Genomic DNA, 16,776 nt, shown 5'->3' on the forward strand with positions numbered 1-16,776 from the left:
ATTTAAATCAAATTAGAATACTTGTTCAACTTCCACTACTCCAGGAACTTCTTCCAGCAGCGCGCGCTCTATACCTGCTTTTAGAGTAATGGTCGAACTTGGACAGCTTCCGCATGCACCAAGTAAACGTAATTTTACAATGCCATCCTCTACATCTACAAGCTCACAATCTCCGCCGTCACGAAGAAGAAACGGACGAAGCTTATCAAGGACCTCTTGAACCTGTTCAGTCATTTCTTGTTCAGACATACCTATCCACTCCTTTCCTATACTTATTATAATCACATTGAACCTAAAAAGCTATTCGAAAATACATCAAATATGTGGGATAGAACGATTTTGCTTTATCATCAGAGGAAATTTCAGTTAAAATAAATACAGGTTCATAAAGTTATAGCAGATCATATGTAATCCCAATTTACAGTTCTTCAGTCGGGATTATCAGTTCCTAAATCATTATATTCCGGAAAAAGGCAGGGGGAAGCTATAAATGAGCAAAGAAGTAGAAATCCAAGTGTACGGGGCTGAAGTGTTATGTCCCAGCTGTGTAAACCTTCCATCTTCAAAAGAAACCTATGAATGGCTGGAAGCAGCATTAACAAGAAAATTCCCGAACCAGTCCTTTCGGGTTAGTTACATAGATATCGAAAACCCTCCAGAAGAACACGTTAAAAAGGAATTTGCCAGAAGAGTGATTGAAGAAGATATGTTTTATCCTGTTGTTCTGATAGAATCCGAAATTGTCGGCGAGGGAAACCCGCGCTTAAAGACCATTGTAGCTGAGATGGAGAAATACGGGTATAAGCAGGCTCAGGAGTAACGATGCGGGAAAGTTCAGTATAAACGAAACAGCAGTACGCTTTGGTGCGTACTGCTGTTTTTCATTATCCATTATGATACTTATACATCCATAGAATCCCTGACTTGATTAAGCGTGCAACACGACCAGTAATTGGCGTATCGTTGACCAGTCCGAAGCCATGCTTGCTGCCAAGCGATCCCATGGTACCTTTTAATTTAATGGAAGGCATAGTTTCAGGCAGAGGCTTTCCGGCCCATTTCTTCTTTAGGATATCAACAATCTGTTCAGCCTGTTCTTCAGCAAGCTGGGCACTTGGTGCAAGAGGAAGGCTGGCACAGTCCCCAACCACAAAAACGTCTTCATTGCCTGGTAAAAAATGCTGTGGTGTAAGGATGACGCGTCCTTGCTTGTCCTTTTCTACAGGAAGGTCCCTAACGACCTTGTTTGGCTGTATTCCTGCCGTCCATACAATTGCATCAAAAGGAAGCGGTTCATCATGATTAAAGAGCAATTTATCTTCTACTTTTGTAATGTTTGCCTTATTAACAATTTCTACATTGTGCTTAGTAAACCATTTTTGTACGTATTTACTTAAACGCTCAGAGAAGGCGGATAGAATATGTTCGCCGCGGTCGAAAAGAACCACATTTAAATCCGGCCGGCTTTCATTGAGCTCACTCGCAAGTTCAACTCCGCTCAGGCCAGCCCCTACGATTCCCACTTTCGAACCTGGTGCCAGATTATTCAGCACCTGATACGTGGCACGGGATTTTTCAATAGTCTGTATACTTAAGGTATACACATCTGCTCCAGGGACGTTATGGAACTTATCCTCACAGCCGAGGCCAATCACAAGATCATCATAGCTTACCGGCTCTCTGTCTTTAAGGAATACTTTTTTCTGCTCTAAACTAATTTCAGTAATTTCCCCGAATAAAATATTCAGTCGCTCATGCTCTGGAAATGAAACACGTACATCCTGATCTGAAACGGTCCCGGCTGCAAGTGCATAATATTCCGTTTTTAAACAATGATAAGGCGAGCGGTCTATCAAGGTGATGGCAGTATCTTCTGGAAGCTGATTTGGAAGCAGTCTCTGCAGGATTCTCATTCCGCCATAGCCCCCGCCAAGTAGTACAAGATTCTTCATGTTCGTTAACCCCTTTTGCGTATAAAATAGCTTCTAACAAGTATACAAAGGTTACAGACCAGCATAAGGCAATCAATATGTCATATTGAAACCGGATGCAGCGATTTTAATAGATTTTTTAAATGAAAAGGTTCATAATGTTATATTTAAATACCATTAAAAGTATAGCGAAATTAATGGTAAATCTCAATAGAATTATATAATTACGTATTTTTAAATTATTGGCAATACTAAGGAAGAGACAAAGGGGAATCATTTCATACATAAGTAGACTACCCCAATTTCTTCAAAGGAAACAAGTTTTACCATGAGCCGAAAGATTGACTAAATTTGAAAAAAAAGGTAGGATTATGGCGTTAACAGTGAGGTGAAGGTATGCAACCGATCATAGAATTCTGCATAAGTAATCTGGCGAGCGGATCTCAGGAAGCTCTAGAAAAACTGGAGAGGGATCCTGATCTGGATATCGTCGAATATGGCTGCCTTGGTTATTGCGGTAAATGTGCAGCCAGCTTCTTCGCCCTGGTGAACGGCGATGTCGTAACAGGAGAAAGTCCAGATGAGCTTGTTCAAAATATATATTCATACTTGGAAGAAAATCCAATGTTCTAATAGAAAAGCGGAGAACGGTGCCTTCAAAAAAACTGCTTTTTATATGAATGTTTAGCTATCTAAGTTATAAATGAGCTTTAATTGAAGGCAGCCATCCGAGTAGCATAAGACGAGCTGGCCGTGAGAAGCGCTCTTTCTTCTCATGGACTGATTGGCTTATGACGGGAGGATGGCAGTTCGGAGCTGGACACAAAGAAAAGCGGAGAACGGTGCTTTTCTGCTTCATTTTTAAGAAAGCTGGCCTTATAATGGCTAGCTTTTTGTATTTCTTCATCCACTACAAGAAAAGCAGACTCCTGATAAGAAGACAGAAGCATAACCGCCTTAGTAAGCCAAGCATAAGTCGGGCAATCAACAGGAAGTGTGCTTCCTCCTATAATTGGCAGATGAAGGGAGAAGGCAGTCCGAAGCTCAACCATTATATATACTCAAACTGTATACTTGGTTTACACTAGAAAAAGGAAATCCGACTGCGGATTTCCTTTTTCTGTATAGTTAATGAGACTGCAGCTGCCTAATCTGATGCCATTGTTCTTTCGCCATTTCTACAATTTTTGTTTCTGTTGTCTGTCTCTGCCGCTCTATCACCATTGAGAAATGTCTGGTTGCTTTTGAAATATCCCCCACCCTGCGGGAAATTTCTCCTATTAAATAAAGCAGTTTAATTTCTGACATCTGTGTGCCTCTATAGTCCATAGAAGAAAAGGATTCATCATACTCCTTCAGGGCCAAAGAAAGGAATCGGAATTCGCTCTCAGGCTGTGTATCTCTGTTCAGCCAGGCAATTCTTAGCAGTAATCCTGCGGAAGTGACGTGCTTCTCCTTTTTTAGCTGACCGCAGTATAAAGCAAGCTTGTACGTATTGATGGCGTCCTTGAGAGTGCGTTTACCGCCAAAATCCTGCGGTACCCACACGCTTGTGACTTTTTCTCTGATTAATTCTTTTGTGAATGGAGGAAAAGAGGCGGAAAACTCATCCGTAGAGGAGAAACCGCAATGGGGACAAACCAGGATTTTATATAATAATGAATTCGCTTCTTGATGCGAATAAATTGGACGAAAATCTGTATCATAACTCACAATCTTTATAAATCTCGAACGGAGCTTTGTTGAACTAAAATTTCTGCCGCAGAAAATGCAGTCAGCTTTCTTTTCGTAAAAAGGCGTAATCTGTTCCATCTGCAGCTCCCCTTAGTAGAAAATATAGGTAATTTTACCCTGTTAAGTATCATTATAGGACTAATGGTACAAAAATACTATATGTACTTATTTGTCGGAGTAAACTGCAAAGTTGAGCACAATAAATAAACTGATATATACTATACAATATAAAGAAATATAATTAGGAGGCAAAAATGATGAGTGATTTAATAACTCTAACAGAAGCTGCTGCGCTCCATATTAAAGATATGATGAAACAAAATGAAGAAGAAGATGCTTTTTTAAGAGTATCTGTTAACGGCGGCGGATGCAGCGGCCTTTCATATGGAATGGGATTTGCCCATGAAATAGGCGAATCCGATACTAAGCTCGAACAGCATGGACTAACTTTACTAATAGATGATGAAAGTTCTTCCATTTTGAAGGGAACAGTCATTGATTACAAAGAATCCCTAATGGGGGGCGGATTTACCATCGACAATCCTAACGCGATAGCTGCTTGCGGATGCGGATCCTCTTTCCGTACAGCTGTAAATGCGGGAAAACCGGAAGAGTGTTAAGGTGAAATTGCGGTAAGTGTTGCTTTGGATAAATAAAAAGGCACCGCTTAAGTTATGTAACATACTTAAGCGGTGCCTTTCGTTTGGGAATGGAAATTAGCCTATATCCTCCTCCGTGGGATAGTGACTTTTTTGGATGAGAGCATCCTTTTTATATATTATGAGCTAATAAGAGTAAAAAGATGGATGAAGGGAACAGGACTGTTTGGATACCAGGGTACGAAAATATTCTTTTTGAGGTCCGTTCTTATGTTATAAAGCTGGATTTTTCATGAAAAAGTCTACTGTGGGTCCTTCAACCTCATATAAAAGGATAGATATCGTTGAGTTTAGCTGAATTAAGTTCTCTTTAGGTACTGACCTGGAGTTTTTATGCTTAAGATTTTGCCTTTTATGCTTAGGCTTTTTGGTTTTATGCTTAAGTTTTAACTGTTTATGCTTATCTCTTTAGGTTTTATGCTTATCTTCATCTTTTCTATGCTTATTTTAGAGGGGATATGCTTATAAAAGTCCCATTATGCTTATTGTGGCGAGTATATGCTTAAGGAGGACTGTCCCCCATTTCCCAAATTATTTCCCGTATTGCAATACAGCAAAACAACCAGGCCGCAAAAGCCTGGTTATTTTTTTTCGCTTAATTCTAAACTAATCGCCACACACTTTTGAATCCATTCTACCTCATATTGATCATTCGGCAGGAGCCGATTCTTTAAGTCTCCAATAACTTTGATGCCTTCACTCTCACATAACTGAAGACAGGCTTTATATAAGTCTTCATCCAGTTCATCCTCATCCCAGTATACCGGAATTTCTGAGTGATTTCTGGAGTGATATAGGAATGCTCTTGTATGTCCGTCAGTAAATATAATGGTTCCGTCCAGATTTCTTATAGGCAGCGGGCTGTTATAGGTAAAGCTGTTTGTTAAATGGTCTAACTTGGCCTGGTTCAAATAGATCTGGCTTGGCTATATATCGTTAATTTTCATCAGAAAGGTTTTCATGTTTTTCACTCCCTCATACTTATACTGCATGGGAAGAGATATTTCCTTCCAAGAAGGTACAAAAAAACAGCCCCTGCACGAAACAGGAAGGCTGTCTACAATAGTTTTAAGAAAACATGGATGTACTATGCAGCGGCTGCACTCGAGCCTTTGGATCGATAAAGGCTTTTGCGTTGTTTACAGCAGTTGGTGCTTCTCCAAAGCCCGTAGCAATCAGTTTAGCTTTGCCTTCATAGGTACAAATGTCGCCGGCTGCGTAAATACCAGGGATATTTGTTTCCATTTTGGAATTAACCACAATGGAATTTTTCTCGATCTCAAGTTCCCATTCTTTGATGGGCCCTAGAGATGATACGAAGCCGTAGTTAATGATGACTGCATCTACATCCAGGATTTCTTTCTCTTCGCCTTTTGCACTTTCTAGAACAACCTGCTTGATGCCGCTTTCGTCCCCAATCACTTCAGAAGGAATGTAGGGAGTTTTAATTTCTACCTTAGAGTTTTGAAGGTTTTCCACACTGTGCTCATGGGCGCGGAATTTGTCTCGTCTGTGCACGATGCTTACTTTTTCTGCAATGGGTTCAAGCATCAAAGCCCAGTCGACTGCGGAATCGCCGCCGCCGAATACGACTACTTTTTGACCGGCGAACTTATTGAGGTCATCGATGAAATAGTGAAGGTTCTTGCCTTCATATTGTCTTGCATTTTCTAACTCTAACCTGCGGGGCTGGAATGCACCGTTCCCGGCAGTGATGATAATGGTTTTAGAATAATGAATTTCATCATTCGTTGTAATTTTGAAGACGCCGTCAGCCTGCTTCTCAACCTTTTCAACAGCTTGCTCCAGACATACAGTCGGTTCGAACTTTGACATTTGTTCTTTAAGATTGTCAACAAGTTCCTGTGCCCTTACTTTTGGAAAGCCTGCTACATCGTATATGTACTTTTCAGGATACAAAGCAGACAGCTGTCCGCCCAGCTGAGGAAGACTTTCTATAATCTTAACGGAAGCCTGGCGCATGCCGCCGTAGAAAGCCGTGAAAAGCCCGGTTGGCCCGCCTCCGATAATGGTAATGTCATAAACAGTTTGGTTTTCTTTCACTCTGGTACCTCCCAAGTAAATTCAGTCTTTTATTATTTTATCACAAATTAAAAATGATAGTCCTGCGGAAAGCCCTTGATATCACTAGAAAAAGAAGAAAAAACGGAAAATTAAAACTTTTCACCTTGGTATACGCTTACAATCGTTGTAAAAGGGAATTACTCAAATGGAAGGACTGATAAAATCTGTTAACGTAAAATTTCCGATTTCTTGACTTGAAATGTCTTTTAAAAAGGAATAATATGTAGTGTAGAACATGTTAACATTCTGTGACAAATCTCTAACATTTTTTTGAACTAATTCGTGAATTATATCACAAACTTCATGCTTTCATATACAATTATTATAAAGGTAAGAATTGTTGTGATTTGACACATAAGAACATTACAATATAAAAAAGGTGGATTTGATACTCGTGAGAAAGCCTAAAATTGTTATTCTTGGCGCTGGTTATGGCGGCTTGATGGTTGCTACCAGATTGCAGAAAAGCTTAGGAGTAAATGAAGCAGATCTCGTACTAGTAAACAAAAATGATTACCATTATGAAACAACTTGGCTGCATGAAGCATCAGCTGGGACTCTCAGCCCTGATCGTGTACGTTATGACATCCGTGATGTAATCGATAAAAATAAAGTAGATTTCATCCAGGATTCAGTTGTAGAGATTAAGACATCTGAAAAAATGGTTATTCTTGAAAACGGGGAAGTCTCTTATGACTATCTTGTCGTAGCTTTAGGCGGAGAATCTGAAACATTTGGTATTCAAGGCCTTAAAGAGCATGCATTCACGATTTCAAACGTGAACAGTGCACGCCAGATCAGAGAGCATATTGAATTACAATTTGCAACTTATCATAACGAAACAGTAAAACGGGATGAGCGCCTGACTATTGTTGTCGGCGGAGCAGGTTTCACAGGTATAGAATTCCTTGGGGAGCTTACGAACCGTATCCCTGAGCTTTGCAAAGAGTTTGATGTAGATTTCCATAAAGTACGCATTATCTGTGTGGAAGCAGCTCCAATGGTGTTGCCTGGATTCGATCCTGAACTGGTTTCCTATGCCACTTCTCAATTAGAGAAAAAAGGCGTGGAATTCCGAATTGGAACTGCCATCAAAGAAGCTACTCCTGAAGGTATCATTGTTGGAAAAGGCGAAGAAGAAGTAGAAGAAATCAAAGCTGGTACAGTTGTGTGGGCTGCCGGTGTACGTGGAAACTCCGTTATTGAGAAATCCGGAATTGAAGCTATGCGTGGACGTGTTAAAGTGGACCCTAACCTAAGAGTACCAGGACATGAAGATCTCTTTGTTATCGGTGACAGCTCTTTAGTTATCAACGAAGAAATTAACCGCCCGTATCCGCCAACTGCCCAAATTGCTATGCAGCAAGGTGAACTGGTCGCTAAAAACATTACAGCACTAGTCCGCCAGCAGGAACACTTAGACACGTTCCATTTCGATAATAAAGGAACGGTATGTTCTTTAGGGGAAGATGATGCGATCGGTGTTGTCTTTGGTAAAAAGGTAACGGGAAGCAAAGCTTCTTTCATGAAGAAAATGGTTGATAACCGCGCTTTATTCATGATAGGCGGCGTTGGTCTAACACTTAAAAAAGGTAAATTTAAGTTCTTTTAATAATGTACATCAGAGGCTGCCTGGAAAGGCAGTCTTTTTTGTGTACAATCAAGTAAGAAGCTTGAGTACAGAAAGATGAATGTTCTTCGCATTCTCACCGCATAATAATCCTGTACTAAAAATGAAAAAGTTTTTTAAATTTTCTGTATTTTTGACATTGAGTTAGATAATAAAAGGAAAAGCCGTATGTATCCGTTTACATGGGGTGAAATCGGCTCTTAATGAGATTTATTTTTTTTCTTATCCTTGATATATTATCTGACAACAAAGGAAATATCGGAGGGATATAAAAAATGAAGAGAAATCAAAATGAATGTACGTATTGTTCAGGTAAAGGCTACTTTCAGCTCCTTTTAGGAGGATCGGAAACTTGTTCATGCTGTGAAGGAAGCGGCACGGTTGAAAATGAAGCATAAAACTCCACCATCCTTGTGGAGTTTTTCTTATGTTAACAAAAAAGACGGCTGCTAAGATGTATTATTGACGAGTCCTTGTACATTAAGTACACTAGAAAGTGATGTTTCTAGGGAGGACAAATTTTCCATGAATATAGCCATTCTAATTATATCGATGGTATTGTTTTTTGTTTTGTTATTTGGTATTGGCTTCATTATGAACATGCTTTTGAGAAAAACCTGGCTGGTTGCTATTTGTTATCCAATCATTGCGGCACTTTTTATCAATGATCAAAGATTAGCAGTCTATTTTACTGAACCGGGTGCTGCATTCCCTAAGCTCTGGGATAAAATCCTATCCCTGCATCTGGCTGATATTTTAATTTTAAGTTTCGGATTGCTGGGTGCATTAGGGGCAGGGATTACCATTAGAATGCTGCGTGAAAGAGGATACAGAATGTTTTAAAGGAAGCTTGTTTGCATAGTTGAGCAAACATTGCCGGCTTTTAGGAACGAGGGTCTGAATTCAGGGGGAATCCTGGATTCAGGCTTTTTTTATTTAGTATAAAAAAAGCAGCTATGATGGGGTTTATTTAACTCAGGCTGCTTACAGGTCACTCCTTAAAGGAATATTTCTCTCTGGAATGGGGAAGAAATAGTGGATGAGAGGAGTGAATGATTATATTGATAAAAATAAAAAACATTTCTTTGAGAGTGTTATTTTTATGTTTATTCATGTTAGCCCTGCACTCGACCTATTTTAGTATAACAGGAGTAAAAGCAGAAACCATTTGGATATCCGATGGTTCAAGGAATATCCAGGAGGGAATCACACATACTTTCCGTTATCTCGGTCTGAGTACTAAGAGTTTAAAGCATGCATATCCCGCCGCTCTTAAAATATCGTCAAGTTCAGTAAAAGCTTCTTCTGCCGGGGCTAAAGGTTTAGGCAAGTATGCAAATTATAAAAATTACCCTAAAACCACCGTAACAGCAACTGGCTATACAGCAGGGTACGAATCGACTGGCAAACAGGCATCAAGTCCAAGCTTTGGAATTACCTATTCAGGTGTGAAAGTGAAGCGGGATTTATTTTCAACGATTGCTGCTGATTTAAACGTGTTCCCGCTCGGTACAATTTTGTTTATCCCAGGATATGGGTATGGAGTTGTTGCCGATAAGGGCGGAGCCATAAGAGGTAACGAATTGGACTTGTTTTATGATACAGTTGAAGACGTTTATACATATTGGGGAAAGAAAACATTAGACATATATATCATAAAGCGCGGCAAAGGTGAACTAAAGGAAACAACATTGAAAGCATTAAATGAGAGTAAGGAACTCCAGGTGGTTAAGCAGGAGCTCATGAAAAAGAATAATGAATAGAAAAAGGGGAGTCCCAAAATGATTTAGGACTTCCTTTTTGCTGTTTCTGTGTTCCATAACCCATCGCTGTTTATATCCCTGTATTTTTCCGGATGCAAAATCTTTGCCAGCTTGATCAGCCCGTCAAGAAGCCTTGGGGAAGGTCTGCAATATAGGGGTTCTTCAAGAACTAGTATAGAGTCATTTTTAATTGCATTCAGGCGGTCCCATCCCGGCCTTTTTTTTACAATGCCAGGCTGTACTTTCCTCAATGGCACTCCAACCCATGCCAGACAAATGACATCTGGGTTCCTTTCCGCCACATCTGCATCACTTGTCTGGACGCTTGCCAATTCTACATCTTGAAAGAGATTCTGTGCTCCTGCAAGCCGGCTGATTTCAGTCAGCCAGTTTATCTTTCCGGGAGTGAAAATAGGCTTTGGCCACCATTCCCAATAGAGGGAAGGCCTCTCAGTGATGGTGTCAGAGATCTCCTTGATCGTACTGATTAAAGACTTGTAAACTCGTATTCTTTCTGCTGCTAGTTCTTCAATACCCAGCAGTTTCCCCACAGTGTGGAGATCTTCTGCAATATCATCAAGAGATTGTGGATTGAGTACTACATGGGGAATATTCCTCTTCTGTAATTCTTCAATATTCCTTTCCATGCCTGGAACACTTAAAGAAGCCAGTACCAAATCAGGCTTCAGGCTTTCCGTACGTTCCATATCAATGGACAAATCCGGCCCGAGCCTCGGAAGGCTGATAATTGATTCCGGCCAGTCTGAAAAGTCGTCCACAGCAATCAGCTGCTCCTGTACGCCAAGAAAAACGCAAAGCTCCGTGTTACTTGGACATATCGAAATAATTCTCATGCTCTCACCCTCAAAATAGAAACTTGTATAAAAGTAAAGTTAAAAAAATACCTGTCAAACCGCCAAAAAATACCTCGATTGGCTTGTGGCCAAGAAGTGTTTTCAGTTCCTTTTGTTTCTCTTTTGGGCCTTTTTGCTGCCAATTTTTTGCTTCTGCTGTAAATTTGCCGAAATCAATGACCAGTTTATTCAGTACAGCAGCCTGTTCCCCAGCCTGTCTTCGGACACCTGTAGCATCGAACATAGTAATAATAGCAAATAACGCAGCAACAGCAAATACGTTTGAGTGAAGGCCGCTCTCAATCGCAACTCCTGTAGCAAGTGAGGTGACTGCTGCAGAGTGAGAGCTTGGCATACCTCCAGTACTGTTTAACAAAGACCAATCCAGCTTTCGAAGTGCAATATAATGGATGGGGACTTTTATAAACTGTGCAAAGAAAATAGCGAGAAGTGCCGAGAGCAAGGGAAAGTTTAACAGTATCTCCATTCATAATCTCCTTTAAATTCCATATTTATTAATATTATGGGCAGGCTGAGTCTTTAAAAGAGTCGTAATCGTACTATCCATTTACCCCCTAAAAATCAACCTACCCCTCAAAAATCTCCTGTACATCGTAATTTCTATAGTGTTTCAGCCGCTTCCATAATGGCAGCATACTCTTATTGGAAGGTAGCTAAGTGATACATGTAGAAGCATATGTCAAACGTACAACATCTTCTTCATGTTTTTATCCTTTGTATATATGTATTCCTTTAAACCAATCTATAGAAAGATAAACTTCTGACTCCCTGGTAAAACGTTACTCCCCCGGTTCACATGAAAAAGGAGGTTTTATTTAGCAACTATAAAGTTTTTAATTCGAAATAAATTGAAAAATTAGTTATAATAAAATGGTTAAAACTTGGAGGTGCTTTTATATGTTTCATATACATAACCATTTATCTGTTGATCAGCAGCTTGAATTAGTAATTGTAGGTATATATGACAAACCAGCTAAATTTTCTGAGTATGCAAAAAGTGCGGATGAAGTCTTGGACGGCCAGCTTACCGAGCTGTTAAAGGATGGGGAAATTTCTGCAAAAGCTAGGAAGGTTTCCAAAATCCATACATTAGGAAAGCTGGGTGCTAAGCAATTAGTGTTTGTAGGTCTGGGAAAAGAAAAAGAATTATCCTTTGAGACCTTAAAGGAGGCGGCCGGTAAAGCTTTCAAACAGCTAAAAGGTACAAAAGCACCGGGTGCGGCTATCGATCTTGAATCCTTCACGATCGAAACAATCAGTGCGACGGATGCCGCAAATGCCATAAGTGAAGCGTTTGCTCTTGCGTCATATCAATTTGAAGGATATAAACAAAAGCCAAACGAACCTGAAAAAAAGATTGAAGAATTACATGTGTTCACGGCTGTTGATGAGGCTGACATTAAAGCAGCCCTGACAGTAGGCTATGTTTACGGCAAGGCGACAAACTCTGCAAGAGATCTTGTCAATCTGCCCCCAAATATGCTGACAGCAAGTGATCTTGCCGAATATGCCAGGAGCCTCGGTGAAAAATATGGTTTCGAAACTGAAATTTTAGATAAAGAAGAGATGCAAAAGCTTGGGATGGGTGCGCTTCTGGCTGTAAACCAGGGATCAGTTGAGCCGCCTAAGATGATTGTTTTAAAATATCAAGGCAAAGAGAACTGGACAGATGTTATCGGCCTGATCGGTAAAGGAGTTACTTACGATACAGGAGGCTATTCCCTAAAACCGCGTGAAAGCATGGTAGGCATGAAAACGGATATGGGCGGTGCAGCGGCTGTTCTTGGGGCAATGGAAATCATAGGTGAAATGAGACCGGAACAGAATGTAGTAGCCGTAATTGCCTCGACAGACAATATGGTAAGTGCTGAAGCATTCAAGCCTGATGACGTAATTACGTCTATGAGCGGTAAAACCATTGAAGTGACAAATACAGACGCTGAAGGCCGTCTTGCGCTGGCAGATGCGGTAACGTACGCTAAGCAGCATGGAGCCAATTATCTTGTAGACGTAGCAACTTTGACAGGCGGAGTTATCATCGCTCTTGGCTCTGAAATGACAGGTGCGATGACAAATAATGAAGCCTTATTTGAACAGGTGCTGGAAGCTTCCGCTGAAGCCGGAGAACCTATGTGGAGGCTTCCAATTACAGAAAAAGATAAGAAACGTGTAAGAAATAGTAAATTAGCTGATTTAAATAATTCTCCCGGACGAGAAGGCCATGCCATTATGGGAGGTGCTTTTGTAGGGGAATTTGCAGAAGAAACACCATGGGTCCACTTGGACATCGCAGGTACTTCGACAGCTAAGAGAGACTCAGAGCTTGGAACGTCCGGCGCTACTGGAGTCATGACCAGAACTCTAGCCCTATTAGTTGAAAGATTTGAATCTGCAGCTGAATAAAACCGATTAAGCCGAGTGCCAGAGCCTCGGCTTTTTCTTTAGGTTTTGTTATGTGCTGGGGGAGAAATAGGATTCAATGCCGCCCATCCTGTTTTGCAGCAAACCTAAAGCCCCGGCGTCTTACCCTATTAAATCAACCTTTTTAAAAGATAATACTGCCTGAGTTCCTTAACAGGGTGATCCTCTATTACACCAGCTACTTCATAGCCGTTTTTTTGATAGAAATCTGGAGCTTGGAAGCTAAATGTATCCAGTTGAATAAGGTTGCAACTATTTTCTCTTGCAAACTCCTCAATATCATTTAATAACTTATTCCCGTACCCTCTGCCCCTGATGGATGCATCGACCCATAAAAAATCAATATGTAAGTGATACCAAAAAATCGTTCCCGTTATGCCGCCTAAAATATTCTCTTTATCATCTCTTAGGATAAAATTTATCTGTTGGATTGGATGTTTTACTTCATCAGGTATGTAAGAAGCATTATGTTCGATCACCTTTTTTCGAATGAAATTCCTATCTTCCTGCTCCACTGCCTTAGTGATTTTCATATTTTACCTCCACAAAAATGCTGATTACTTTTTAACCTATAAAGCTATATATATAACATACTAAAGAATGCATGCTTTAAAGATTGTGCCGGCACAAGATATCATCTCCCAGTCCAGTAGTTTTTTGTCCTTTAAGCCCACTCAATTCCTACTTATCAGGCATACATAATATAGAATACTAAGCCAGACAAAGAGGAGGTAATTCTTGTGGGCTATAGACCGGTTTACGGTTTTGGCGGCTATGGCAGGCGGCCGTATTATGGGGGATCCGGCTGGAGCATAGGTGCACCGTTCCTTGGAGGCCTGGTAGGCGGCTTGATCGGGAGTGCAATCTTGAGGCCCCGGCCTTATCCATTCTATGGAGGCGCAATTCCTCCGGCCCCGGGACTTGGAGCATATCCAGGATATGGAGCGTACGGAGGCTATGGAGCAGGACTTGGAGGATATGGAGTAGGACCAGGCGGATATTATTAATCATTCAGGCTGTAAGAGGGTTGGAACCACTACCTATTGAATGGGGTGCCTTCTGAGCGGAGCGCCCCTTCGATTGAAACCTCATTCGTACTCCAGATTGCCAAATGGAAGCCACATAACTTTTTTTTGCAAAATTGAAGGAACAACGCAGTGGATAGCGAATAGGTAACAGCAACAACTGTATAAAGGAAGCTGCCTGCAATTCGTTAATTAAGTGCTATAACACAAATGATGCAGAAAAAGGTTTTTCTGATATACATAAGGGGGAAACAGCAGTTTTTTACCCTTTTCTCTATGCTAACGACTGGAAATTGTATTATGCTGAAAATATAATGGCAGAGATTATCGGACTGCAGTTTTATTTGGATTTTTAAAGATGAACGGATGGCATGTAAAGCTGTGCGCATCGAATTATTTGCAAAAAGCCGGAGTCCCGTTTCGGATGCTTCGCAATCGAAGGCTAAAAGCTCTTGTAAAAAGGCTGTTTTCGCAGAAAACTTTGTTGTTTTTGAACAAGGGGGTTGATTGGAACGTGAGGATGCTCGCGGACCTTAGGGGCGGGCGCCCGAGCCTCCTCGGCTTCGCCTGTGGGGTCTCACCTGATCGAAAAGCGGAGGACGGTGCTTTTCAAGAAAAGATCCATCCAAAAGCTGAATGATAATCTTTTTTACTAGAGGACAAAACGCTAAAAGAAAAGCAGACACCTGATAAAGAAGACTTGCTGATTGGCAAGCGACAGCGAAGACAGAAGCTTAGTCGCCCTTACCACGCTTGTGACGCCACGTCCTGTGGCCCCGCCTGGCTCGCACATCCTTGTGCATCGTGCGTTAGCCGGGCATAAGACTAGCGGCAGTAAAAGGCCGATTTTGCCTTTTAATGGCGATTGGCTAGACCCGCGGTGTCAGTCCGGAGCTGGACAATACCCGCTGCTCCCGCGCAGAAAGGCGGAAAGCGGTGCCTGCCAATCATTTGATATTTTAAAGCTCAATGTTGATTTAATAAATATAAAATACTTAACAAAATTGGCAGGCAGAGACACGATAAAGAAGACTTGCTGATTGGCGAACGACAGTGAAGACAGAAGCTTAGTCGCACTTACCACGCTTGAACGGCCACGTCCTGTGACCCCGCCTGGCTCGCACATCCTGTGCATCGTGCGTTAGCCAAGCATAAGACGAGCTGGCTGTGGGGAGTGCTTTTCTTCCCATAGACGGATTGGCTTATGACTCGAGTGTCTCAGCTTGGAGCCGGATCGAGGAGTCTCGCACCTTACGTTCCAATCAACCTGTTTAACAATAGGGTAGGTTCACCGAACTATTAAAAAACAACAATCTTTTAGAAAAGAGCCTTTAAAAATAAAATATAAATGAGGAGGAAATAATGGATACATCTAAAACGCTTTTACATGCACTTGGTATTGAAATACTGGAGGTTGCCCGCGGTTCAGTCAAGGCGTCAATGCCTGTAGATGACAGAACGCGTCAGCCTTTTGGATTATTGCATGGCGGGGCCTCGGTTGCCCTTGCCGAAACAGTAGCCAGTATTGGCGGCTATGAATTAGTTGATAAGGAACATGAGGGAGTAGTGGGGCTGGAAATTAACGCTAACCATATAAGAGGAAAAAAAGATGGAATCGTTTATGCGGCTGGCCAGGTATTGCATCAAGGGAGGACAACCATGGTTTGGGAAGTTAAGATTACGGATGAGCAGGATCGGCTAATTTCTGTATCCAGGTGTACGCTTGCTGTCATCAAACTTGCGCATAACTAAGCAAATCACGTTTAATACCTTTTAAACACCACGGTATGCCGGCTGCTTTACGCACAGTGAGCCGGGCGCACAATTTCCATTACAAAAAGAGGCAATCATGAAAAATACATATTTTACGGGCTATTTTCCTTTAATGGCAATCATTCTTTTTAGTTTATCTTTAGCAGTATGTACGGAAATGAAATCGATCACCCTTCTAAAACAAATCGGCATATACAGCGGCATGCGGGAGTTCTTTTCCGAAGCAGGACTGAAGCTTACCCTTTTAATCGTTTTCCTTCTCGTCTTCTTTATGGTGTTTTCAGCTTTGAAGCTTATATCAGATACCATTCTTGAATTATCGCTGCTGTTCTTTTCAAAGGACTCAGAAGGAAAGTCGCTGAAAGGAATTCGAAAATGTTCCATCATTTTTTTTATAGGGGGATTGGCATCAATAGGGAGTTCAGGCTGGCTGCCTGGTATTATCCTCATCTTTTTGGCATCAACTCTAACCGCATTTGTCTATATGGTCTATCAAACTAGTCCGGTATTAACTACTGCAGGACTTACGGGTATGATCTTCTTTCATACTTTGGTCTGGTCCACGTTGCTGTTAATCGTCGGATTTTCATTACTAAAGTTATATAACAGTATATTGGCCAGCCTGCCCCTGTAAAGTAGTTGTTCAATTTAATGCAGAAAGCATGGGGTAAACAGAAAAGGGGACGGAAAGAAAAGACCCGCTCCAGGATGCTCGCGGACCTTAGGGGCGGGTGGTGAGCTCCTCGTCTTCGCCTGCGGGGTCTCACCTGATAAAGAAGACTTGATGATTGGTAAGCGATATCAAAGACAGAAGCTTAGTCGCCCTTACCACGCTCGAACGGCCACGTCCTGTGGGCCTGCCTGGCTTGCACATCCTGTC

Annotated in this window: 21 protein-coding genes; 12 read left to right on the forward strand and 9 right to left on the reverse strand. The window is 41.4% G+C overall.

The features are described from left to right. Nucleotides 1-12 precede the first annotated feature (12 nt). Nucleotides 13-249 carry a NifU family protein gene (locus CUU66_RS08225; RefSeq protein ID WP_101641201.1) on the reverse strand — a complete coding sequence of 79 codons (237 nt, stop codon included), beginning with the start codon at nt 247-249 and terminating at the stop codon, nt 13-15. Nucleotides 250-490: 241 nt separating this feature from the next. On the opposite strand from CUU66_RS08225, the gene CUU66_RS08230 reads away from it, so the two are divergent. Further along, nucleotides 491-820, forward strand: coding sequence for a YuzD family protein (locus CUU66_RS08230; protein ID WP_101641202.1), 330 nt, complete (start codon nt 491-493; stop codon nt 818-820). Nucleotides 821-884: 64 nt separating this feature from the next. On the opposite strand, the gene CUU66_RS08235 is transcribed toward CUU66_RS08230, so the two are convergent. Further along, nucleotides 885-1,952 (reverse strand): NAD(P)/FAD-dependent oxidoreductase, encoded by a 1,068-nt coding sequence (locus tag CUU66_RS08235; protein ID WP_101641203.1) that lies wholly within the window; start codon nt 1,950-1,952, stop codon nt 885-887. Between the two features lie 375 nt (nt 1,953-2,327). Between CUU66_RS08235 and CUU66_RS08240 the strand changes: the two genes are divergently transcribed. Next, complete coding sequence (locus CUU66_RS08240) at nt 2,328-2,564, forward strand: YuzB family protein (protein ID WP_101641204.1); 237 nt, start codon at nt 2,328-2,330, stop codon at nt 2,562-2,564. 140 nt (nt 2,565-2,704) lie between these two features. Here the strand turns inward: CUU66_RS08240 and CUU66_RS08245 are convergent, their stop codons facing one another. Both CUU66_RS08245 and CUU66_RS08250 read right to left on the reverse strand, forming a co-directional pair. Next, complete coding sequence (locus tag CUU66_RS08245; RefSeq protein WP_101641205.1) at nt 2,705-2,983, reverse strand: hypothetical protein; 279 nt, start codon at nt 2,981-2,983, stop codon at nt 2,705-2,707. Nucleotides 2,984-3,059: 76 nt separating this feature from the next. Then, complete coding sequence (locus CUU66_RS08250) at nt 3,060-3,743, reverse strand: DUF2225 domain-containing protein (protein WP_101641206.1); 684 nt, start codon at nt 3,741-3,743, stop codon at nt 3,060-3,062. 179 nt (nt 3,744-3,922) lie between these two features. Between CUU66_RS08250 and CUU66_RS08255 the strand changes: the two genes are divergently transcribed. Beyond that, a complete protein-coding gene (locus CUU66_RS08255) occupies nt 3,923-4,285 on the forward strand; it encodes a HesB/IscA family protein (RefSeq protein ID WP_101641207.1) in 363 nt (120 codons plus the stop codon). Between the two features lie 620 nt (nt 4,286-4,905). Here CUU66_RS08255 and CUU66_RS08260 read toward each other — a convergent pair. Together CUU66_RS08260 and CUU66_RS08265 are read right to left on the reverse strand one after the other, a co-directional pair. Next, complete coding sequence (locus tag CUU66_RS08260; RefSeq protein ID WP_101641208.1) at nt 4,906-5,235, reverse strand: hypothetical protein; 330 nt, start codon at nt 5,233-5,235, stop codon at nt 4,906-4,908. A gap of 157 nt (nt 5,236-5,392) precedes the next feature. Further along, nucleotides 5,393-6,388 carry an NAD(P)/FAD-dependent oxidoreductase gene (locus CUU66_RS08265; protein WP_101641209.1) on the reverse strand — a complete coding sequence of 332 codons (996 nt, stop codon included), beginning with the start codon at nt 6,386-6,388 and terminating at the stop codon, nt 5,393-5,395. A gap of 415 nt (nt 6,389-6,803) precedes the next feature. On the opposite strand from CUU66_RS08265, the gene CUU66_RS08270 reads away from it, so the two are divergent. The 4 genes from CUU66_RS08270 (at nt 6,804) to CUU66_RS08280 (ending at nt 9,802) form a co-directional block, all read left to right on the forward strand. Further along, nucleotides 6,804-8,021 carry an NAD(P)/FAD-dependent oxidoreductase gene (locus CUU66_RS08270; RefSeq protein WP_101641210.1) on the forward strand — a complete coding sequence of 406 codons (1,218 nt, stop codon included), beginning with the start codon at nt 6,804-6,806 and terminating at the stop codon, nt 8,019-8,021. Between the two features lie 293 nt (nt 8,022-8,314). After that, complete coding sequence (locus tag CUU66_RS24095; RefSeq protein WP_180955212.1) at nt 8,315-8,437, forward strand: YuiA family protein; 123 nt, start codon at nt 8,315-8,317, stop codon at nt 8,435-8,437. 127 nt (nt 8,438-8,564) lie between these two features. Then, a complete protein-coding gene (locus CUU66_RS08275) occupies nt 8,565-8,882 on the forward strand; it encodes a YuiB family protein (RefSeq protein ID WP_101641211.1) in 318 nt (105 codons plus the stop codon). Between the two features lie 209 nt (nt 8,883-9,091). Next, entirely contained in the window at nt 9,092-9,802 is a 711-nt protein-coding gene (locus CUU66_RS08280; RefSeq protein ID WP_101641212.1) for a 3D domain-containing protein, read from the forward strand. A 23-nt stretch (nt 9,803-9,825) separates the two neighbouring features. On the opposite strand, the gene CUU66_RS08285 is transcribed toward CUU66_RS08280, so the two are convergent. After that, nucleotides 9,826-10,656, reverse strand: coding sequence for a cobalamin-binding protein (locus tag CUU66_RS08285; RefSeq protein ID WP_101641213.1), 831 nt, complete (start codon nt 10,654-10,656; stop codon nt 9,826-9,828). A gap of 10 nt (nt 10,657-10,666) precedes the next feature. Then, nucleotides 10,667-11,143 (reverse strand): divergent PAP2 family protein, encoded by a 477-nt coding sequence (locus CUU66_RS08290; RefSeq protein ID WP_101641214.1) that lies wholly within the window; start codon nt 11,141-11,143, stop codon nt 10,667-10,669. 431 nt (nt 11,144-11,574) lie between these two features. Here CUU66_RS08290 and CUU66_RS08295 point away from each other — a divergent pair, with 431 nt between their 5' ends. Then, nucleotides 11,575-13,080, forward strand: coding sequence for a leucyl aminopeptidase (locus CUU66_RS08295; protein ID WP_101641215.1), 1,506 nt, complete (start codon nt 11,575-11,577; stop codon nt 13,078-13,080). A 128-nt stretch (nt 13,081-13,208) separates the two neighbouring features. Here the strand turns inward: CUU66_RS08295 and CUU66_RS08300 are convergent, their stop codons facing one another. Then, the gene (locus CUU66_RS08300) at nt 13,209-13,631 is read right to left on the reverse strand and encodes a GNAT family N-acetyltransferase (RefSeq protein ID WP_101641216.1); all 423 of its coding nucleotides are present in this window, start codon (nt 13,629-13,631) and stop codon (nt 13,209-13,211) included. Nucleotides 13,632-13,838: 207 nt separating this feature from the next. On the opposite strand from CUU66_RS08300, the gene CUU66_RS08305 reads away from it, so the two are divergent. The 4 genes from CUU66_RS08305 (at nt 13,839) to CUU66_RS08325 (ending at nt 16,530) form a co-directional block, all read left to right on the forward strand. Further along, on the forward strand, nt 13,839-14,105 hold the full coding sequence (locus CUU66_RS08305; protein WP_257967931.1) for a hypothetical protein: 267 nt from the start codon (nt 13,839-13,841) through the stop codon (nt 14,103-14,105). Between the two features lie 725 nt (nt 14,106-14,830). Continuing rightward, complete coding sequence (locus CUU66_RS24545; RefSeq protein ID WP_101641219.1) at nt 14,831-15,163, forward strand: hypothetical protein; 333 nt, start codon at nt 14,831-14,833, stop codon at nt 15,161-15,163. Between the two features lie 322 nt (nt 15,164-15,485). Continuing rightward, nucleotides 15,486-15,875: a hotdog fold thioesterase gene (locus CUU66_RS08320; RefSeq protein ID WP_101641220.1), complete on the forward strand. Its 390-nt coding sequence runs from the start codon at nt 15,486-15,488 to the stop codon at nt 15,873-15,875. 97 nt (nt 15,876-15,972) lie between these two features. After that, nucleotides 15,973-16,530 (forward strand): DUF5366 family protein, encoded by a 558-nt coding sequence (locus CUU66_RS08325; protein ID WP_101641221.1) that lies wholly within the window; start codon nt 15,973-15,975, stop codon nt 16,528-16,530. Nucleotides 16,531-16,776 lie beyond the last annotated feature (246 nt).

It is taken from the genome of Peribacillus deserti (assembly GCF_002863585.1).
Lineage (GTDB): Bacteria > Bacillota > Bacilli > Bacillales > DSM-1321 > Paraperibacillus > Paraperibacillus deserti_A.